At 65.1% G+C, this 19,272-nt stretch carries 19 protein-coding genes and 1 pseudogene; 11 read left to right on the forward strand and 9 right to left on the reverse strand.

The window, feature by feature from the left end:
* Window positions 1-6: 6 nt before the first annotated feature.
* On the reverse strand, window positions 7-1,335 hold the full coding sequence (locus ACPTTF_RS10090; protein WP_423371095.1) for a homoserine dehydrogenase: 1,329 nt from the start codon (window positions 1,333-1,335) through the stop codon (window positions 7-9).
* A 52-nt stretch (window positions 1,336-1,387) separates the two neighbouring features.
* Window positions 1,388-2,626, reverse strand: coding sequence for a pyridoxal phosphate-dependent aminotransferase (locus tag ACPTTF_RS10095; protein ID WP_423371096.1), 1,239 nt, complete (start codon window positions 2,624-2,626; stop codon window positions 1,388-1,390).
* A 317-nt stretch (window positions 2,627-2,943) separates the two neighbouring features.
* Here ACPTTF_RS10095 and ACPTTF_RS10100 point away from each other — a divergent pair, with 317 nt between their 5' ends.
* From ACPTTF_RS10100 to ACPTTF_RS10140, 9 genes are all read left to right on the forward strand, one after another.
* Window positions 2,944-3,318: an Mth938-like domain-containing protein gene (locus tag ACPTTF_RS10100; protein WP_166965812.1), complete on the forward strand. Its 375-nt coding sequence runs from the start codon at window positions 2,944-2,946 to the stop codon at window positions 3,316-3,318.
* Between the two features lie 125 nt (window positions 3,319-3,443).
* Window positions 3,444-5,120, forward strand: a complete 1,677-nt coding sequence (locus ACPTTF_RS10105) for a glycosyltransferase family 39 protein (protein WP_166965814.1) — start codon at window positions 3,444-3,446, stop codon at window positions 5,118-5,120.
* Window positions 5,121-5,133: 13 nt separating this feature from the next.
* Window positions 5,134-5,505: an SMR family transporter gene (locus ACPTTF_RS10110; protein ID WP_166965816.1), complete on the forward strand. Its 372-nt coding sequence runs from the start codon at window positions 5,134-5,136 to the stop codon at window positions 5,503-5,505.
* A 130-nt stretch (window positions 5,506-5,635) separates the two neighbouring features.
* The gene (locus ACPTTF_RS10115; protein WP_423371097.1) at window positions 5,636-6,787 is read left to right on the forward strand and encodes a DegT/DnrJ/EryC1/StrS family aminotransferase; all 1,152 of its coding nucleotides are present in this window, start codon (window positions 5,636-5,638) and stop codon (window positions 6,785-6,787) included.
* Between the two features lie 6 nt (window positions 6,788-6,793).
* The gene (locus ACPTTF_RS10120; protein ID WP_423371098.1) at window positions 6,794-7,831 is read left to right on the forward strand and encodes a glycosyltransferase; all 1,038 of its coding nucleotides are present in this window, start codon (window positions 6,794-6,796) and stop codon (window positions 7,829-7,831) included.
* On the forward strand, window positions 7,828-8,775 hold the full coding sequence (locus tag ACPTTF_RS10125) for a formyltransferase (RefSeq protein WP_423371099.1): 948 nt from the start codon (window positions 7,828-7,830) through the stop codon (window positions 8,773-8,775). Before ACPTTF_RS10120 ends, ACPTTF_RS10125 begins: the two co-directional genes overlap by 4 nt.
* Complete coding sequence (locus ACPTTF_RS10130; protein ID WP_166965822.1) at window positions 8,772-9,827, forward strand: bifunctional UDP-4-keto-pentose/UDP-xylose synthase; 1,056 nt, start codon at window positions 8,772-8,774, stop codon at window positions 9,825-9,827. Before ACPTTF_RS10125 ends, ACPTTF_RS10130 begins: the two co-directional genes overlap by 4 nt.
* A gap of 13 nt (window positions 9,828-9,840) precedes the next feature.
* Window positions 9,841-10,737: a polysaccharide deacetylase family protein gene (locus ACPTTF_RS10135; protein WP_166965823.1), complete on the forward strand. Its 897-nt coding sequence runs from the start codon at window positions 9,841-9,843 to the stop codon at window positions 10,735-10,737.
* A gap of 110 nt (window positions 10,738-10,847) precedes the next feature.
* The gene (locus ACPTTF_RS10140) at window positions 10,848-11,309 is read left to right on the forward strand and encodes a peroxiredoxin (protein WP_006756046.1); all 462 of its coding nucleotides are present in this window, start codon (window positions 10,848-10,850) and stop codon (window positions 11,307-11,309) included.
* 192 nt (window positions 11,310-11,501) lie between these two features.
* Here the strand turns inward: ACPTTF_RS10140 and ACPTTF_RS10145 are convergent.
* Window positions 11,502-11,746: pseudogene (locus ACPTTF_RS10145) on the reverse strand (hypothetical protein); the annotation flags it as partial.
* Between ACPTTF_RS10145 and ACPTTF_RS10150 the strand changes: the two are divergent.
* Together ACPTTF_RS10150 and ACPTTF_RS10155 are read left to right on the forward strand one after the other, a co-directional pair.
* On the forward strand, window positions 11,642-13,444 hold the full coding sequence (locus tag ACPTTF_RS10150) for a PhoH family protein (RefSeq protein ID WP_166965825.1): 1,803 nt from the start codon (window positions 11,642-11,644) through the stop codon (window positions 13,442-13,444). The pseudogene ACPTTF_RS10145 and the gene ACPTTF_RS10150 sit on opposite strands and share 105 nt — an antisense overlap.
* Window positions 13,445-13,681: 237 nt before the next feature.
* Entirely contained in the window at window positions 13,682-14,773 is a 1,092-nt protein-coding gene (locus ACPTTF_RS10155; protein ID WP_423371100.1) for an NlpC/P60 family protein, read from the forward strand.
* 133 nt (window positions 14,774-14,906) lie between these two features.
* Here ACPTTF_RS10155 and ACPTTF_RS10160 read toward each other — a convergent pair whose 3' ends face one another.
* The 6 genes from ACPTTF_RS10160 to priB all read right to left on the reverse strand — a co-directional run bounded on the left by ACPTTF_RS10160 (window position 14,907) and on the right by priB (window position 19,270).
* Window positions 14,907-15,917: an inorganic phosphate transporter gene (locus ACPTTF_RS10160; RefSeq protein WP_423371101.1), complete on the reverse strand. Its 1,011-nt coding sequence runs from the start codon at window positions 15,915-15,917 to the stop codon at window positions 14,907-14,909.
* A 10-nt stretch (window positions 15,918-15,927) separates the two neighbouring features.
* A complete protein-coding gene (locus ACPTTF_RS10165) occupies window positions 15,928-16,554 on the reverse strand; it encodes a DUF47 domain-containing protein (RefSeq protein WP_166965829.1) in 627 nt (208 codons plus the stop codon).
* A gap of 138 nt (window positions 16,555-16,692) precedes the next feature.
* Complete coding sequence (locus tag ACPTTF_RS10170) at window positions 16,693-18,075, reverse strand: replicative DNA helicase (RefSeq protein WP_048246838.1); 1,383 nt, start codon at window positions 18,073-18,075, stop codon at window positions 16,693-16,695.
* 135 nt (window positions 18,076-18,210) lie between these two features.
* On the reverse strand, window positions 18,211-18,663 hold the full coding sequence (gene rplI, locus ACPTTF_RS10175) for a 50S ribosomal protein L9 (RefSeq protein WP_166965830.1): 453 nt from the start codon (window positions 18,661-18,663) through the stop codon (window positions 18,211-18,213).
* Between the two features lie 27 nt (window positions 18,664-18,690).
* Window positions 18,691-18,966: a 30S ribosomal protein S18 gene (rpsR, locus tag ACPTTF_RS10180; RefSeq protein WP_006486248.1), complete on the reverse strand. Its 276-nt coding sequence runs from the start codon at window positions 18,964-18,966 to the stop codon at window positions 18,691-18,693.
* Between the two features lie 4 nt (window positions 18,967-18,970).
* Entirely contained in the window at window positions 18,971-19,270 is a 300-nt protein-coding gene (priB, locus tag ACPTTF_RS10185; RefSeq protein WP_011657069.1) for a primosomal replication protein N, read from the reverse strand.
* Window positions 19,271-19,272 lie beyond the last annotated feature (2 nt).

Here is a 19,272-nt window from a genome sequence, read left to right on the forward strand (position 1 = left end):
CTCAGCTCAGTTCAGCGCTTCCATGCGCAGCTTCGTCACCTTCGATACCACCGTCGAGAGGCTCTCGATTTGCGCGATCGCTGCATTCACGTTCTTCTCGACCGTGACGTGCGTGATCAGGATGATGTCGGTCTCGCCGTTCGCGTCGTCCACCTGCTCCGATTCCTTCTGCAGCAGCGCGTCGATCGAGATGCCCGATGCGGCGAGGATGCGCGTGATGTCGGCCAGCACGCCGGTCTGGTCGGCGACGCGCAGGCGCAGGTAGTAGCCGCTCGTCACTTCTTCGATCGGCAGGATCGGCGTGTTCGACAGGCTGTCGGGCTGGAACGCGAGATGCGGCACGCGATGCTCGGGATCCGCCGTGTGCAGGCGCGTGACGTCGACGAGATCCGCGACCACGGCCGATGCGGTCGGCTCCGCGCCCGCGCCCTTGCCGTAGTACAGCGTCGTGCCGACCGCGTCGCCATGCACGACGACCGCGTTCATCGCGCCCTCGACGTTCGCGAGCAGGCGCTTCTCCGGGATCAGCGTCGGGTGCACGCGCAGCTCGATGCCGTTTTCGGCGCGGCGCGTGATGCCGAGCAGCTTGATCCGGTAGCCGAGCTCTTCCGCGTAGCGGATGTCGGTCGCGTCGAGCTTGCTGATGCCTTCGACGTACGCGCGGTCGAACTGCACCGGCACGCCGAACGCGATCGCGCTCATGATCGTCGCCTTGTGCGCAGCGTCGACGCCTTCGATGTCGAAGGTCGGATCGGCTTCCGCGTAGCCGAGCTCCTGCGCGGCCTTCAGCGCGGTCGCGAAGTCGAGCCCGCGATCGCGCATTTCCGACAGGATGTAGTTGGTCGTGCCGTTGATGATGCCCGCGATGTACTGGATGCGGTTCGCGGTCAGGCCTTCGCGCAACGCCTTGATGATCGGGATGCCGCCGGCGACGGCCGCCTCGAATGCGACCATCACGCCCTTCGCGCGCGCGGCCTCGAAGATCTCGGTGCCGTGCACCGCGAGCAGCGCCTTGTTCGCGGTCACGACATGCTTGCCGTTCGCGATCGCGCGCAGCACGAGGTCGCGCGCGACGCCCGTGCCGCCGATCATCTCGGCGATGATCGCGATCGACGGATCGTCGACGACCGCGTTGAAGTCGTCGGTGATCTGCGCGGCGCCGGCATCGCCGCCGAGCGCAGCCAGCGCCTTGGCCGGGTTGCGCACTGCAATGCGCGTCACCTCGATACCGCGCCCCGCGCGTCGCTTGATTTCTTCCTGGTTGCGGCCCAGCACCGTGAAGGTGCCGCTGCCCACCGTGCCGAAGCCCAACAGGCCAACTTTGATCGGTTCCATGCTGCGTGTGATCGATGAGTAAGAAGTAGTGAGTGCCGTGTGGTCTCGCCGCTCAGGCCGAATGGCGCTTGCGGTAGCCGTCGAGGAAGCGTGCGATCCGGTTGATCGAATCGGTCAGGTCGTCGAGGTTCGGCAGGAAGACCACGCGGAAGTGGTCCGGCGTCGTCCAGTTGAAGCCCGTGCCCTGCACGAGCAGTACGCGCTCCTCGAGCAACAGGTCGAGAATGAACTGCTGGTCGTTCTGGATCGGATAAAGCTTCGGGTCGAGGCGCGGGAACATGTACAGCGCGGCCTGCGGCTTCACGCAGGTCACGCCCGGGATCGACGTGAGCATGTCGTACGCGAGCTCGCGCTGCTTGTACAGGCGCCCGCTCGGCACGATCAGCTCGTTGATGCTCTGGTAGCCGCCGAGCGCCGTCTGGATCGCGAACTGCCCGGGCACGTTCGCGCACAGGCGCATCGACGACAGGATGCCGAGCCCCTCGAGGTAGTCGTTCGCGCGCCGGCGGTTGTCGCCGCCCAGGCCCGACACGGCCATCCAGCCCGCCCGGTAGCCGCACGAGCGATAGCTCTTCGACAGGCTGTTGAACGTGACGGTAATCACGTCCTCTGACAGCGAACCCAGCGCCGTGTGCTCGAGGCCGTCGTAGACGATCTTGTCGTACACCTCGTCGGCGAAGACGATCAGCCCGTGCTGGCGCGCGATCTCGAGCAGTTCGAGCAGCAATTCGTCTGAATAAAGCGCACCCGTCGGGTTGTTCGGGTTGATCACGACGATCGCCTTCGTGTTCGGCGTGATCTTGCGGCGGATGTCGTCGAGATCGGGCATCCAGGCGTTCTGCTCGTCGCAGATGTAATGCACCGGCGTGCCGCCCGACAGGCTGACCGCCGCCGTCCACAGCGGGTAGTCGGGCGCGGGCAGCAGCACTTCGTCGCCGTCGTTCAAGAGCGCCTGGGTCGCCATCACGATCAGCTCGGACGCGCCGTTGCCGATGTAGATGTCGTCGAGGCCGACGCCCACGACGCCCTTTTCCTGCGTGTAGTGCATCACAGCCTTGCGCGCCGAGAACACGCCCTTCGAATCCGAATAGCCGGACGACGTCGGCAGGTTGCGGATCATGTCCTGGATGATCTCGTCCGGCGCGTCGAAACCGAACGGCGCGAGGTTGCCGATGTTCAGCTTGATGATGCGGTGGCCTTCTTCCTCGAGGCGCTTCGCGTGCTCGAGCACCGGGCCACGGATGTCGTAGCAGACGTTGAGCAGCTTGTTCGACTTCTGAATCGGTTTCACGACGACACGGTTCCTGGGTTGGCCTTGCGGCCGGGGGGGACGGGATCAAAACTGGAAAGCGGCCGGTCTGTGCGCGCTGTCTAGACTGGGAAAAAGCGGGCGGTCGGGCGCGGCTTGTGGCGACGCGCGACGCAAGTGGCGCCCGGGGGCGACCAAAAAGTTATAATTTAGCGGATTTTGGCCGACTTTCGCAATGCACCATAGCCGCGCCGGGCCCACGCCGTCAGGCGTCCCGCGTGCGCAGGCGAGCGAAACCGGCCATCCGGGCCCGTGTGGCCCTGCGACACATTCCCCCTACGGAACCGCGGAATACCGATTTGAAACTGCACCAGGACGCGAGCGGCGCGCTCAACACCGTCACCGGCTACGGCCCCGATTATGTCGACGTCAATCTCGAACGCCATGAAACGAGCGTCATCGTGCTGCCCGGCGTGCCGGTCCAGCCGTGGCCCGTGTCGTCGTTCGACGCGCTCGCGCCCGAGCACTTCGCGATGCTGCTCGACCCGACGCCCGAACTCGTGATCTTCGGCAGCGGCGCGCGGCTGCGCTTCCCGCACCCACGGCTCGTCGCGGCGCTCACGGCCAAGCGGATCGGCGTCGAGACGATGGATTTCCAGGCCGCCTGCCGCACCTACAACATCCTGATGGCCGAGGGTCGCAAGGTCGCCGCCGCGCTCTTAATTGAACGTTAATCCCCGATGCGGTAAAACTCGGGCCGGCGCAGCGGGTCGATCCCCCCCGATCGGCCCGGCCAGGCCGCCCGCCCCCGGCGCAACCCGCCGGCGGCCCGTCACAACAACCAACAGGCTGAAAATCCATGAACGATACGCCGTCGAGGCTACCGCTCAATCGCATCACGCTCGTCCTCCTCGTCGTCGCGCTCGCGATCGTCTGGTTCGCGCCGCTCGGGCTGCGCCACCTGATCCCGAGCGACGAAGGCCGCTACGCGGAAATGGCGCGCGAGATGTTCGTCACCGGCGACTGGATCACGCCGCGCTACAACGGCTACAAATACTTCGAGAAGCCGCCGCTGCAGACCTGGCTGAACGCGCTCACGTTCGCGTGGTTCGGCATCGGCGAATGGCAGGCGCGCCTCTACACGGCTGTTGCGAGCTTCGCCGGCGTGCTGCTCGTCGGCTACACCGGCGCGCGCCTGTTCAACCCGCTGTCGGGCTTCCTCGCGGCCGTCGTGCTCGCGTGTTCGCCGTACTGGAACCTGATGGGCCACTTCAACGCGCTCGACATGGGGCTCGCGTTCTGGATGGCGCTGTCGCTCTGCTCGCTGCTGCTCGCGCAACGGCCCGGGCTGCGTCCGGCCGCGGTGCGCGGCTGGATGTGGGCGTGCTGGGCCGCGATGGCGTTCGCGGTGCTGTCCAAGGGCCTCGTCGGCCTGATCCTCCCCGGCGCCGTGCTCGTGCTCTATACGCTGATCGCGCGCGACTGGGCGCTCTGGAAGCGCCTGTACCTGGTGAGCGGCCTCGTGATCTTCTTCGCGATCGTCACGCCGTGGTTCGTGCTCGTCCAGCAGCGCAACCCCGAATTCTTCAACTTCTTCTTCATCGTCCAGCAGTTCCGCCGGTACCTGACCCCGGAACAGAACCGCCCGGGCCCGCTCTACTACTTCGTGCCCGTGCTGCTGGTCGGCTTCCTGCCGTGGCTGTCGATCGCGTGGCAGAGCATCCGCCATGCGCTGCGGATGCCGCGCCAGCCGAACGGCTTCTCGCCGATGCTCGTGCTGCTGATCTGGAGCGCATTCATCTTCCTGTTCTTCAGCGCGTCGCATTCGAAGCTGATCTCGTACGTGCTGCCGGTCGCGCCGGCGCTCGCGCTGATCATCGGCGCGTACCTGCCGCTGATGACCGCCGACCGGTTCCGTCGCCACCTGCTCGGCTACCTCGTGTTCTTCGTCGTCGCGGCGTTCGGGCTCATCTCCCTCGCGTACCTGGGCGACGCACGCACGCCGAACGCGCTGTACCGCGCGTTCCAGATGTGGCTGTACGCGGGCCTCGCGGTCTCGGCCGCGCTGACGCTCGCGGCCGCATGGCTGAATCGCCGCATGGGCGTCGCGGCCGCAATCGCGGCGTTCGGCGCCGCGTGGCTCGCCTTCGGCACGATCGGCGGCACCGGGCACGACGAATTCGGCCGCTACAGCTCGGGCGCGCTGCTCGCGCCGGCGGTGCGCGCCGAACTGGCGAAACTGCCGCCCGACACGCCGTTCTACTCGGTCGAGATGCTCGATCACACGTTCCCGTTCTATATGGGTCACACGACGATCATGGTCCAGCGCCAGGACGAGCTCGGGTTCGGGATCTCGATGGAGCCGAACAAGTGGATTCCGACCGTCGACGAATGGATCACGCGCTGGAAGCAGGAAACCCATGCGCTCGCGATCATGTCGCCCGGCCAGTACGACACCCTGGTCAAGCAAGACGTGCCGATGCGCGTGATTGCGCGCGACAACCGTCGCGTGATCGTCGAGAAACCGCAATCGTAAGGACGCCTGCCGCATGAATCCCGTTTCACTCGTCTGCATCATCACCGGCGTGATGCTCAACGCCGTTGCGCAACTTCTGCTGAAAGCCGGCGTCAACGCCGTCGGGCACTTCGAATTCAGCCGTGCGAACATCATTCCGGTCGGCCTGAAGATCGCGACCCAGTTGCCGATCATCGGCGGCCTCGGCTGCTACGTGCTGAGCGTCGTGGTCTGGATTCTCGGGCTGTCGCGGGTCGATGTGTCGATCGCGTACCCGATGCTGTCGCTCGGCTACGTCGTCAACGCGTTCGCGGCCTGGTACCTGTTCGGCGAGGTGCTGTCGGTCCAGCGGCTCATCGGCATCGGCATCATCCTGATCGGGGTGCTGGTGCTCGCGCGAAGCTGAGCACGCCTCGCCGCGTTAAGCGGCTGCCTACAAAAAATCACGGTGCGAATCCGCCAACCGGTGTTTAATGCCGGTTTCGGGCGGGATCGCCCGACCCTTTTATTACACGCCATTACAGGCCAACGCGTTCATGAGCCAGACTACCGCTCCGTTTCTGCCGTTCACCCGCCCTGAGATCGATGAGGAAACCATCCAGGGCGTCGTCGAAGTGCTGCGCTCGGGCTGGATCACCACCGGTCCGCAGAGCCAGAAATTCGAAGCGGCGCTGTCCGAGTACTGCGGCGGCCGTCCGGTCCGCGCGTTCAATTCGGGCACCTGCACGCTCGAGATCGGCCTGCGCATCGCGGGTGTCGGTGCCGGTGACGAGGTCATCACGACGCCGGCGTCGTGGGTCTCGACCAGCAACGTGATCATCGAAACGGGCGCGACGCCCGTGTTCGCCGACATCGATCCCGTCACGCGCAACATCGACCTCGACAAGCTCGAGCAGGCGATCACGCCGCGCACGAAGGCGATCATCCCCGTGTTCCTGTCCGGCCTGCCGGTCGACATGGACCGCCTGTACGCGATCGCGCGCGCACACAAGCTGCGCGTGATCGAAGACGCCGCGCAGGCGTTCGGTTCGACGTGGAACGGCAAGCGCATCGGCGCGATCGGCGACATCGTGTCGTTCAGCTTCCACGCGAACAAGAACCTGACGACGATCGAAGGCGGCGCGCTCGTGCTGAACAACGAGGACGAAGCGACGCTCGCGCAGAAGTACCGGTTGCAGGGCATCACGCGCACCGGCTTCGACGGGATGGACTGCGACGTGCTCGGCGGCAAGTACAACCTGACCGACGTCGCCGCCCGCGTCGGCCTCGGCCAGCTGCCGCACCTCGACCGCTTCACTGCGCAGCGCCGCACGCTCGCCCGTGCGTATTTCGACGCGTTCGACGGCAGCGCGGCCGTGAAGCTCGGCGTCGGCCTGCCGGTTGCCGACTTCGAGAACAGCAACTGGCACATGTTCCTGATCACGCTGCCGCTCGAGCGGCTGACGATCACGCGCGCCGAGTTCATGGCGCAACTGAAGGAACGCGGCATCGGCACGGGCATCCACTACCCGGCGATCCATCTTTTCACGCTGTACCGGGCGCGCGGCTTCAAGGAGGGCATGTTCCCCCACGCCGAACGGTACGGCGCGTCGACCGTCACGCTGCCGCTCTTCACGCAGATGACGGAAGGCGACGTGCGTCGCGTGGTCGACGCCATCAACCAGATTTGCGAACAATACGGAAAATAAGCGTACATGAGTCACCTTGAAGCACGCGCCGGGCATCCGGGCGCCGGGCACCTGGACGCCGGCCGGCCCGAAGTATCGATCATCATCCCCGTGTACAACGAGGAAGACGGCCTCGCCGCGCTGTTCGCGCGGCTGTATCCGGCGCTCGACGCACTCGACACGTCATACGAAGTGATCCTGATCAACGACGGCAGCCGCGACCGCTCGGCGGCCATGCTCGCCGATCAGTTCCACGTACGGCCCGACACGACGCGCGTCGTGCTGCTCAACGGCAACTACGGCCAGCACATGGCCATCCTCGCGGGCTTCGCGCAGTCGCGCGGCGAGATCGTCATCACGCTCGACGCCGACCTGCAGAACCCGCCCGAGGAAATCGGCAAGCTGATCGCGAAGATGCGCGAGGGCTACGACTACGTCGGCTCGATCCGCAAGCAGCGCCAGGACAGCCTGTGGCGGCGCAAGGCGTCGCAGATGATGAACCGGCTGCGCGAGCGCATCACGCGCATCAAGATGACCGACCAGGGCTGCATGCTGCGCGCGTACAGCCGCCGCATCATCGACACAATCAACGTGTGCGGCGAAGTCAACACGTTCATCCCCGCGCTCGCCTATACGTTCGCGCAGAAACCGACCGAAATCGAGGTCGCGCACGAAGAGCGCTTCGCCGGCGAATCGAAGTACTCGCTGTACAGCCTGATCCGGCTGAACTTCGACCTCGTGACCGGCTTCTCGGTCGTGCCGCTGCAATGGCTGTCGTTCATCGGCGTGATCCTGTCGCTCGGCTCCGCCGCGCTGTTCGTGCTGCTGCTCGTGCGCCGCTTCATCGTCGGCGCGGAAGTGCAAGGCGTGTTCACGCTGTTCGCCATCACGTTCTTCCTGCTCGGCGTGATCATCTTCGCGCTCGGCCTGCTCGGCGAATACGTCGGCCGCATCTACCAGCAGGTGCGCGCACGGCCGCGCTACCTGATCCAGGCCGTGCTCGAGCAGCACGACGGCGTGCCGCCGGTGCCGGCCGGCGCGAACCGCGCGGGAGCCGGGCAATGAAGCCGCGCGCGGTCGTCTTCGCGTATCACAACGTCGGCGTGCGATGCCTGCAGGTACTGCTCGCGCGCGGCGTCGACGTCGCGCTCGTCGTCACGCACGAGGACAACCCGAACGAGAACATCTGGTTCGGCAGCGTCGCGTCGATTGCGGCCGAGCACGGCATTCCGGTCGTCACACCGGCCGACCCCGCCGATCCGGCGCTGCGCCGCGCGGTATCCGACGCGCAGCCGGACTTCATCTTCTCGTTCTACTACCGGCACATGCTGCCGGTGGACCTGCTCGCGATCGCACCGCGCGGCGCGTTTAACATGCATGGTTCGCTGCTGCCAAAATACCGGGGTCGGGTACCGACCAACTGGGCCGTGCTGAACGGTGAAACCGAAACCGGCGCGACGCTGCACGAGATGGCGGCGAAACCCGACGCGGGCGCGATCATCGGCCAGACCGCGGTGCCGATCCTGCCGGACGACACGGCCACGCAGGTGTTCGACAAGGTCACGGTGGCCGCCGAGCAGACGCTCTGGCGCGTCCTGCCCGCGCTGCTCGCGGGCGAAGCGCCGCACCTGCCGAATGATCTCGCGACCGGCAGCTACTACGGCGGGCGCAAGCCCGAAGACGGCCGGATCGACTGGTCGAAGCCGGCCGCGCAGGTCTACAACCTGGTGCGCGCGGTCGCGCCCCCGTATCCGGGCGCGTTCACGGACGTCGACGGCACGCGTTTCGTGATCGCGCGCGCGCGCCTCGCGGCGCCCGGCAGCGCGGCGGCGGCGGCCGCGGCAGATTTGCCGCCCGGCCTGCACGTAAGCGATAATGCGCTATTCGGCGTCTGCGGCGACAGCCGCGCCCTATCCATTCTCGAGCTGTGGCAGCAGCGCGACGGCAGCGAAACCGTCGTGACGCCCGCGGAATTCGCGCAGTTCATTCATTCTTCCCGTCATTCATGAAAGCAAAAAAAGTCCTGATCCTGGGTGTGAACGGCTTCATCGGCCATCACCTGTCGAAGCGCATTCTTGAAACCACCGATTGGGAAGTGTTCGGCATGGACATGCAGACCGACCGGCTTGGCGATCTCGTCAACCACGAACGGATGCATTTCTTCGAAGGCGACATCACGATCAACAAGGAGTGGGTCGAGTATCACGTGAAGAAGTGCGACGTGATCCTGCCGCTCGTCGCGATCGCGACGCCTGCCACCTACGTCCAGCAGCCGCTGCGCGTATTCGAACTCGACTTCGAGGCGAACCTGCCGATCGTGCGTTCGGCCGTCAAGTACGGCAAGCACCTCGTGTTCCCGTCGACCTCCGAGGTCTACGGCATGTGCTCGGACGAGCAGTTCGACCCGGATGCGTCGGCGCTCACCTACGGCCCGATCAACAAGCCGCGCTGGATCTACGCGTGCTCGAAGCAGTTGATGGACCGCGTGATCTGGGGCTACGGGATGGAAGGCCTGAACTTCACGCTGTTCCGCCCGTTCAACTGGATCGGCCCGGGCCTCGACTCGATCTACACGCCGAAGGAAGGCAGCTCGCGCGTGGTCACGCAGTTCCTCGGCCACATCGTGCGCGGCGAGAACATCAGCCTCGTCGACGGCGGCTCGCAGAAACGCGCGTTCACCGACATCGGCGACGGCATCAGCGCGCTGATGAAGATCATCGACAACGCGAACGGCGTCGCATCGGGCAAGATCTACAACATCGGGAATCCGAAGAACAACTTCTCGGTTCGCGAGCTCGCGCACAAGATGCTCGAACTGGCGGCGGAATTCCCCGAGTACGCCGATTCGGCCAAGCAGGTGAAGCTCGTCGAGACGACCTCCGGCGCGTACTACGGCAACGGCTACCAGGACGTGCAGAACCGCGTGCCGAAGATCGACAACACGATGCAGGAGCTCGGCTGGGCGCCGCAGGCAACGTTCGACGACGCGCTGCGCAACATCTTCGAAGCGTATCGCGGCCACGTCGCCGACGCGCGCGCGCTCGTCGAACAGCAAGGCTGACCGGGACGTTCGCTTGGCTCGCATCGTTCTCAAGATCGACGTCGACACGCTGCGCGGCACGCGCGAAGGCGTGCCGAACCTCGCGCGCATCTTCGACCGCTTCAGTGCGCGCGCGACCTTCCTCTTCAGCCTCGGGCCCGATCACACGGGCTGGGCGCTGCGGCGCGTGTTTCGCCCGGGCTTCCTGAAGAAGGTGTCGCGCACGTCGGTGGTCGAACACTACGGCGTGAAGCAGCTGATGTACGGCGTGCTGCTGCCGGGCCCCGACATCGGCCGCCGTGCGGTCAGCGACATGCGCGCGATCCACGAGGCCGGCTTCGAATGCGGGATCCACACGTGGGATCACGTGTACTGGCAGGACAACGTCCGCGCGCGCGATCGCGACTGGACCGCGCGTGAAATGCAGAAAAGCCACGCGCGCTTCATCGAGATCTTCGGCGCGCCGCCCGTCACGCACGGCGCGGCCGGCTGGCAGATGAACGATTCCGCGTTCGAGCAGATCGACGCATGGGGGATGCGCTACGCATCCGACGGGCGCGGCCATTCGCCGTACCTGCCCGTCGTCGATGGCCGCACGCTGTCGCACGTGCAGATGCCGACCACACTGCCGACGCTCGACGAAGTGCTCGGCATCGACGGCGTCGACACGCACAACGTCGCCGCGCATATCCTCAAGTTCACCGAAACCAATCCGCACGACCAGGTGTTCACGCTGCATGCGGAACTGGAAGGCCAGAAGCTCGCGCCCGTGTTCGAGCAACTGCTCGCCGGCTGGCGCGCGCAAGGCCACACGTTTGCGACGATGGGCGACTACCACGCGACGCTGGACCGCGACTCGCTGCCATCGTACCCTGTCACGTGGGGCGAAATCCCCGGCCGCTCCGGCGAACTGATCGTCCAGCCCGACTGAGTTCGCGCGCGAGCCGGCGTCGCCCGCAGCGCCGTTGCCACGCGGTGCCGCGACGCCTCGCCGCACCGCGCCGCCGCAGCGGCGCCTTTCCATAACAACAGGAGAAACACGTGTCTGTCGAAGTTGACCGTCAAGTTCCCGATTTCACCGCACCGGCCACGGGCGGCGACATTTCGCTGTCCGACCTGAAAGGCAAGAAGCTCGTGCTGTACTTCTATCCGAAGGACAACACGCCGGGCTGCACGACCGAAGGGCTGCAGTTCCGCGATCTCTATCCGAAGTTCAAGAAAGCCGGTGCGGAAGTCATCGGCGTGTCGCGCGACAGCCTGCGCTCGCATGACAATTTCAAGGCAAAGCTCGAACTGCCGTTCCCGCTGATCTCCGATGCCGACGAAGCGCTGTGCGCGCTGTTCGATGTCATCAAGATGAAGAAAATGTATGGCAAGGAAGTACGCGGAATCGAGCGCTCGACGTTCCTGATCGACGCCGACGGCGTGCTCCGTCAGGCATGGCGCGGCATCAAGGTACCGGGGCATGTCGACGACGTGCTAAGTGCTGTACAAGCGCTTTGAGGCGCGTTATATTGGGCCGCAATGAATGCCAGTTCGCCCCATATTTCTCGTAGCTGCGCCGGTGCTCGATGCGATGCTTTCCGGCACTTGACGCGCATCACGACCGTATCAGCCGAGCCGCATGTCCCTGTCGACGGGGCAGCGGCTTTTTTTATGGATTGCGCGCCGGCCCTCGGTCCGGCCCTCACCCCGTCAAGGAGCTGATCGACACTTAGGCGAACCGGCTAGACGAAATTCCTGTGCGCCACCGCGCGCAAACTGCATGCGTCTACGTCACGCAGGATGCGATCAGCGGCGCACGCCATGCGACACGATTCCTCCCGAGGGACACCATGCCTTTGCCTACTCCCCCCAGCAAGCTCGGCAGCCTGCTGCCGCCCGACGAATACAAGGCGAAAGCGCGGCCCGCGAAAGCCGCGAAGAAATCCGCCGAAGGGGACGCATCCACAGCCGGTGACTACGGTCCGGCGAGCGTGGCCCAACCGATGATCGAAGCCGCGAACACGGCCGCGCCGCTGCGCGCCGTCGCGTCTTCGGCGCAGGAAACCGCGAGCGCACCCGCACGCGGTCGCAAGACCAAACAGACGGCCGCACTGTTGCAGCCGATGCCGGCGCCCGCCGAACCCGCGACGCCGGTCGTCGCGCGCAACGACAAGCCGGCCGCCGACAAACCGGCCGCGGCTCCCGCGCGCGACACAGGCGCCGCGACGAAGTCGCGCAACCGCAAGCCCGCCGAAGCCGAACAGCAGAAACTGTTCGTGCTCGACACCAACGTGCTGATGCACGACCCGAGCAGCCTCTTCCGCTTCGAGGAACACGACGTCTATCTGCCGATGATGACGCTCGAGGAACTCGACAACCACAAGAAGGGGATGTCCGAAGTCGCGCGCAACGCACGCCAGGTCAGCCGCACGCTCGACGCGCTGGTCGCCGATGCAGGCCCGATCACGGCCGGCATTCCGCTGTCGCGCCTCGGCAGCCGCGAGGCGGTCGGCCGCCTGTACTTCCAGACGAAGCTCACCGACATCGCGCCTGTCGAAGGCTTGCCCCAAGGCAAGGCCGACAACCAGATCCTCGGCGTCGTGCGTGCGCTGCAGCGCGACCGGCCGGACCGCCAGGTCGTGCTGGTGTCGAAAGACATCAACATGCGGATCAAGGCGCATGCGCTCGGCCTGCCCGCTGAAGACTACTTCAACGACCAGGTGCTCGAGGATTCGGATCTCCTGTACAACGGCGTGCGCGAACTGCCGCAGGATTTCTGGACCAAGCATGCGAAGGGCATGGAGAGCTGGCAGGACACGAAGACGGGCACCACGTACTACCGCGTGACGGGCCCGCTCGTCGCGTCGATGCTCGTCAACGAGTTCGTCTATCTCGAGCCGCAGAACGGCGAGCCGACGTTCCATGCGATCGTCCGCGAACTGAACGGCAAGACGGCGTTGCTGCAGACGCTGCGCGACTACAGCCACCACAAGAACAACGTGTGGGGCATCACCGCGCGCAACCGCGAGCAGAACTTCGCGCTGAACCTGCTGATGAACCCCGAGATCGACTTCGTCACGCTGCTCGGCCAGGCCGGTACCGGCAAGACGCTCGTCGCGCTCGCGGCCGGCCTCGCGCAGGTGCTCGACGACAAGCGCTACAACGAGATCATCGTGACGCGCGCGACCGTGCCCGTCGGCGAGGACATCGGCTTCCTGCCCGGTACCGAGGAAGAGAAGATGCAGCCGTGGATGGGGGCATTCGACGACAACCTCGAAGTGCTGCAGAAGACCGACGACGCTGCCGGCGAATGGGGGCGTGCCGCGACGCAGGAGCTGATCCGTTCGCGCCTGAAGGTGAAGAGCATGAACTTCATGCGCGGGCGCACGTTCGTCGACAAGTACCTGATCATCGACGAGGCGCAGAACCTGACGCCGAAGCAGATGAAGACGCTCGTCACGCGTGCGGGCCCGGGCACGAAGATCGTGTGCCTCGGCAACATCGCGCAGATCGATACGCCTTACCTGACCGAAGGCAGCTCGGGGCTCACGTACGTCGTCGACCGCTTCAAGGGCTGGGGCCACAGCGGCCACGTGACGCTCGCGCGCGGCGAACGCTCGCGGCTTGCCGACTACGCGTCGGACATCCTGTAACACCGCAAGCCGGCCGATCGGCCGGCTGTCGACGCCACACGGCGCTCCGTTTCCGGAGCGCCGTTTTTATTTGGGGTCGAAAACACAAGTAACACATCGTCACGCAACAACCCGGTTTACGCGCGAAACTTCAAGTAAATTCTCAAGAACGGTTGCTTAAGCCCCGCCGGAGCGTCTACCATCGGGTCTGTCTGTTGTCATACGATTCGCGAGCGTACCGCGCTCGCCCGCCTTGCCATGCTTCGAATCTGGGTTCCCGTTGCTGTCGTTTCACTGCTTGCGGCCTGCTCCAGCGTGCCGCCGCAGTCGGCATCGCGCCCCGCCTCGGGCATGAAGATCACGACACCGCGTGCGTTCCCCGCCCCCGCCAATTTCCCGAAGTTCGTCGATCACAGCGTCGGCCAGGAAGAAATTTCGATCCAGGCGATGAGCCTCGTCGGGGTCCCGTATCGCTGGGGCGGCAACACGCCGACGAGCGGCTTCGACTGCAGCGGGCTCGTGCGCTACGTGATCGGTCGTGCGGCCGACGTGAACCTGCCGCGCACGACCGCCGACATGAGCGGCCGCGGCGTGTCGATCGAACCCGATCAGGTGGCGCCGGGCGACCTGATCTTCTTCAACACGACCGGGCGGCCGCATTCGCACGTCGGCATCTATGTCGGCAAGCTGCGCTTCGTCAACGCACCGTCGACGGGCGGCACCGTGCGGCTCGACTACCTGACGAACCCGTACTGGGCCAAGCGTTTCGACGGCATTCGCCGTGTCGCGCCGCCGCGCGGGGCGCCAACGCCGTTCGATGCGCCGACCTACGAGGCGAAGCGCGACGAGCCGCGCAGCGCGCCGGTCGTTGCGCCCGCCCCTGTCGTCGTGACGGCCTCCGCGCCGCGGCAGCCGGCCTATGCGTCGTCGCAAGCTGCCGCGACCCAGGCAACTGCACCGGTCATGCCGGCCGCGCAGGCCGTATCGACCGCAGCAGTTGCCCCCGCGGCCGCGTCGGCCGACCCGTATGAACCGCCGCCGCGCATGCAGGCGCCTGAGCAGCAGGCAACGTCCGTGAATGACGGCACGAGCGCCGCCGCCATGACGGCGAATGCAGCGCCAGTCGGCCCGGCCGAGGTCGGCACACGGATTCCGACCACGGCGCTGACGGCTGCCCAGGCTGCCGCATTCGATGCGGAGCCGCCGCCCGCTGTCGCGGCGACGTCACCGCGCAGCGCCGAGCCAGCCCCCGTGCAGGTATTGCGCGCATCGACGCAATCCGCGCCCGTCAGCCCGCGCACCGCCACCACAGACGATCCGATTGCCCGGTTCGCGAACGGAAGTTACTAGCCCGTTCCGCCCTCGCCTGCGGCCACCCGCGACTGCACCTGCCGTTCGCCGCACATTCCCGCGCCCCAAAAGAAAATGCGCCGCAGCCTTTCGGCTTGCGGCGCATTTCATGTCCGTTCGACAGTGCTGTCGATCAGAAGATCTGGTGCCCGAGCCACCATCCACCGGCCGCGAACAGCGCGGAGGCCGGCAGCGTGAGCACCCACGCCCATACGATGTTGCCGGCCACACCCCAGCGCACGGCCGACAGCTTCTGCGTCGCGCCGACGCCGACGATCGCGCCGGTGATCGTGTGCGTGGTCGACACCGGAATGCCGAGGAACGACGCGAGGAACAGCGTCATCGCGCCACCGGTTTCCGCACAGAAACCACCGACCGGCTTGAGCTTCGTGATCTTCTGGCCCATCGTGCGCACGATGCGCCAGCCGCCGAACAGCGTGCCGAGGCCCATCGACAGGTAGCACGCGCCGATCACCCACGCCGGCGGCGCATCGGCGGTCGCCGACGCGTAGCCCGACGCGATCAGCAGCATCCAGATGATGCCGATCGTCTTTTGCGCGTCGTTGCCGCCGTGGCCGAGGCTGTACAGCCCGGCCGACAGCAGCTGCAGCCGGCGGAAGCGCCGGTCGACCTTGCTGGGCGCGGTGCGGAAATACAGCCATGACACGCCGAGCATGAACAGCGAACCGAGGATGAAGCCGAGCAGCGGCGAAATGAAGATGAACGCGACGGTCTTCAGCAGCCCGTCGATGTTCAGCGAACCCCAGCCCGACTTGGCGAGCGCTGCGCCGACGAGGCCGCCGATCAGCGCATGCGACGAGCTCGACGGAATCCCGTAGTACCACGTGATTACGTTCCAGCCGATCGCACCGACCAGCGCGCCGAACACGACGTAGTGGTCGACGATCTCGGGATCGATCGTGCCTTTACCGACGGTCTGCGCGACTTTCAGGTGGAAGATGAAGTACGCGATGACGTTGAACGCCGCCGCGAACACCACGGCTTGCTGGGGCTTCAGCACCCCGGTGGACACGACGGTGGCGATCGAGTTCGCCGCGTCGTGAAAGCCGTTCATGAAATCGAATACGAGCGCGACGAGCACCAGCGTCGCGACCATCCAGAGGGCGAGTTGTATCGAATGCATCGTGGTCCGCTCAGGCGTTTTCCAGCACGATGCCTTCGATGATGTTCGCGACGTCCTCGCACTTGTCGGTGATCTCTTCGAGCAGCTCGTAGATCGCCTTCAGCTTGATGAGCGTCTTCACGTCGTCTTCTTCGCGGAACAGCTTCGACATCGCCGCGCGCAGTACGCGATCGGCCTCCGACTCCCAGCGGTCGATCTCCTCGCATTGCTTGAGGATCTGCGCCGACTGCTTCATGTCGGACAGCATCCCGACTGCCTGCTGCACGTGCTGGGCCGACTGCGTGACGATATGCGCGAGTTGGCTCGCCTCGGACGTGACCGACTGCACGTCGTACAGCGACACGGCGGTCGCGACGTCCTCCATCAGGTCGAGGATGTCGTCCATCGTCGTGATCAGCTTGTGGATCTCGTCGCGATCGAGCGGCGTGATGAAAGTCTTGTGCAGCAGATCGATCGCTTCGTGCGTGAGCTTGTCGGCGGCCTTCTCGGCGGTCTGCACGTTTTGCTTGTGAATCTCGGCGTCGGCGAGATTGTCGATCAGCAGTTCGAGCTCGCGGCCACCGGAAACGATGTACTTCGCGTGCGCATTGAAGAGTTCAAAGAACTTGCCCTCGGTGGGCATGAATCGACCGAACATGGGATTCCTGGGAGATTGTCAAACTACTGTCACGAAAACGGGCGACATTGTACCGTTTCCGATCGCGACACGGCGCGCGCATATGCGCGCGCCGGGATTGAATACAACGCTTGGCGAAATAAGGGTTTACTTCCGGCGCTACTCGCCGTGGAAGTTCTGCGCCCCGGCAAAATTATCGAACTTCGTGTATTGCCCCAGGAACGTGAGCCGAACAGGGCCGATCGGACCGTTACGCTGCTTGCCGATGATGATTTCGGCCGTTCCCTTGTCGGGGCTGTCCGGATTGTAAACTTCGTCGCGGTAAATGAACAGGATCACGTCCGCATCCTGCTCGATTGCGCCCGATTCACGCAAATCGGACATCACCGGCCGCTTGTTCGGTCGCTGCTCGAGGCCACGGTTCAGCTGCGACAGCGCGATCACCGGCACGTCGAGCTCCTTGGCGAGACTCTTCAGCGAACGTGAAATTTCCGAAATTTCGGTTGCGCGGTTCTCGCCTTGCGACGAACCCGACATCAGCTGCAGGTAGTCGACGATGATCAGACCGAGCTTGCCGCATTGCCGCGCGAGACGCCGCGCGCGCGAGCGCAATTCCATCGGGTTCAGGCCGCCCGTCTCGTCGATGAAGAGTTGCGCCTCGCTCATCTTCTGCACCGCGTGGGTCAGCTTCGGCCAGTCCTCGTCGGTCAGGCGACCCGTACGCATCCGGTGCTGGTCGAGCCGGCCAATCGAGCCGAGCATACGCATCACGAGCTGGGTACCCGGCATTTCCATCGAGAACACCGCAACGGGCAGTCCGTACTCGACCGCGACGTACTCGCCGATGTTCATCGACAGCGCGGTCTTGCCCATCGACGGACGCCCGGCGACGATGATCAGCTCACCGCCGTGCATCCCGGACGTCATCCGGTCGAGGTCGACGAAGCCCGTCGGCGTGCCCGTGACGTCGCTCGGGTTCGCGGTGTGGTACAGCGTGTCGATGCGCTCGACGACCTGCGTGAGCAGCGGGCCGACCTCGAGGAAGCCCTGGTTGCCGCGCGCGCCCTCTTCGGCGATCGAGAACACCTTCGATTCGGCTTCGTCGAGCAGCTGGCGGACTTCCTTGCCCTGCGGATTGAACGCGTCTGCCGAGATTTCGTCGGCGACCGACACGAGCCGGCGCAGCACCGCACGGTCGCGCACGATTTCCGCATAGCGGCGGATGTTCGCCGCGCTCGGCGTGTTCTGCGCAAGGGCGTTCAGGTACGCGAGCCCGCCGACGTCGTCGGCCTTGCCCGACGTGACCATCGCTTCGTACACGGTCACGACGTCGGCCGGGCGCGTCGACGCGATCAGGCGGCCGATGTGCTCGTAGATGATCCGGTGGTCGTAGCGATAGAAATCGCCCTGCGACAGGAAGTCGGCAATCCGGTCCCATGCCGCGTTGTCGAGCAACAGGCCGCCGAGCACCGACTGTTCGGCTTCGACCGAATGCGGCGGGACTTTCAGCGATTCGATTTGGGGATCTTGCGGCGCGTTCATGGGTTGGGATTATCGCGAATAGATCGCAGTAGCGCTACCGCTCCGGCGATCGGGCAATAAAAAAGGCAGGCCCCGGTTGCCCGGGCGCCTGCCCTTGTCCGGACGACGGAAGCCGCCCGGAAAGCTTGCGTACGCTTACGCGTGGTCGCCGATCACGTTGATCGTGACGTCGACGACGACGTCCGTGTGCAGCGCGACCTGGACGCTGTGCTCGCCGATCATCTTCAGCGGGCCTTCCGGCATGCGAACTTGCAGCTTCTCGACTTCGAAACCTGCCTTCTTCAGCAGTTCCGCGACGTCGCCGTTCGTGACCGAGCCGAACAGACGGCCGTCAACGCCCGACTTCTGCGTGATTTCGAACGACTGGCCGTTCAGCTTTTCGCCGACTGCCTGCGATGCCACCAGCTTTTCAGCGGCGATCTTTTCGAGTTCAGCGCGGCGCACTTCGAATTCAGCGATCGCTTCCTTCGTTGCACGGCGAGCCTTGCGGTTCGGGATCAGGAAGTTGCGAGCGTAACCGTCCTTGACCTTGACGATGTCGCCGAGGTTGCCCAGATTGGCGACTTTTTCCAACAGAATGATTTGCATTCGAATTCTCCTTATGGCGTCGCCGAGTTACGCCTTGTGCTGATCGGTGTACGGCAGCAGCGCGAGGAAACGCGCACGCTTGATTGCCGTGTCGAGCTGACGCTGATAGTGCGCCTTCGTACCCGTCAGACGCGCCGGCGTGATCTTGCCGTTTTCGCCGATGAAGTCCTTCAGCGTTTCCGTGTCCTTGTAGTCGATCTGCTCGACGCCTGCAGCCGTGAAACGGCAGAACTTCTTGCGCTTGAAGAGCGGGTTTTGTTGCTGACGACGCTTGTCGAATTTCTTACCAGTCGGGCGGGGCATGATTTCAGTCCTTTCCAATGTCCTGCAATGCTGTGATGTGAAACACCAAGGTTCTCGCGTTGCGGCTTTTCTTTGCCAGGAAGCCCGTGAACAGCGTTTCGACGCCCATTTCACGGCTTTCCAGCCTGCCGCTCGCCTCACCGGCCGCCACCGCCTCGATCGTCATTTCGACCTGACGGGGAATGCCTGCTTCGACGACTTCCGTGCGGTGATGCAACGTGGCGCTTGCGATCGGAACACCCGCCGGCGTATATCGCACCGGTGCGCGTTCGACGACGCTTGCCGTCAATTGCAACCTGTTCACGT

This window comes from Burkholderia crassaminum (genome assembly GCF_964265005.1).
GTDB lineage: Bacteria > Pseudomonadota > Gammaproteobacteria > Burkholderiales > Burkholderiaceae > Burkholderia.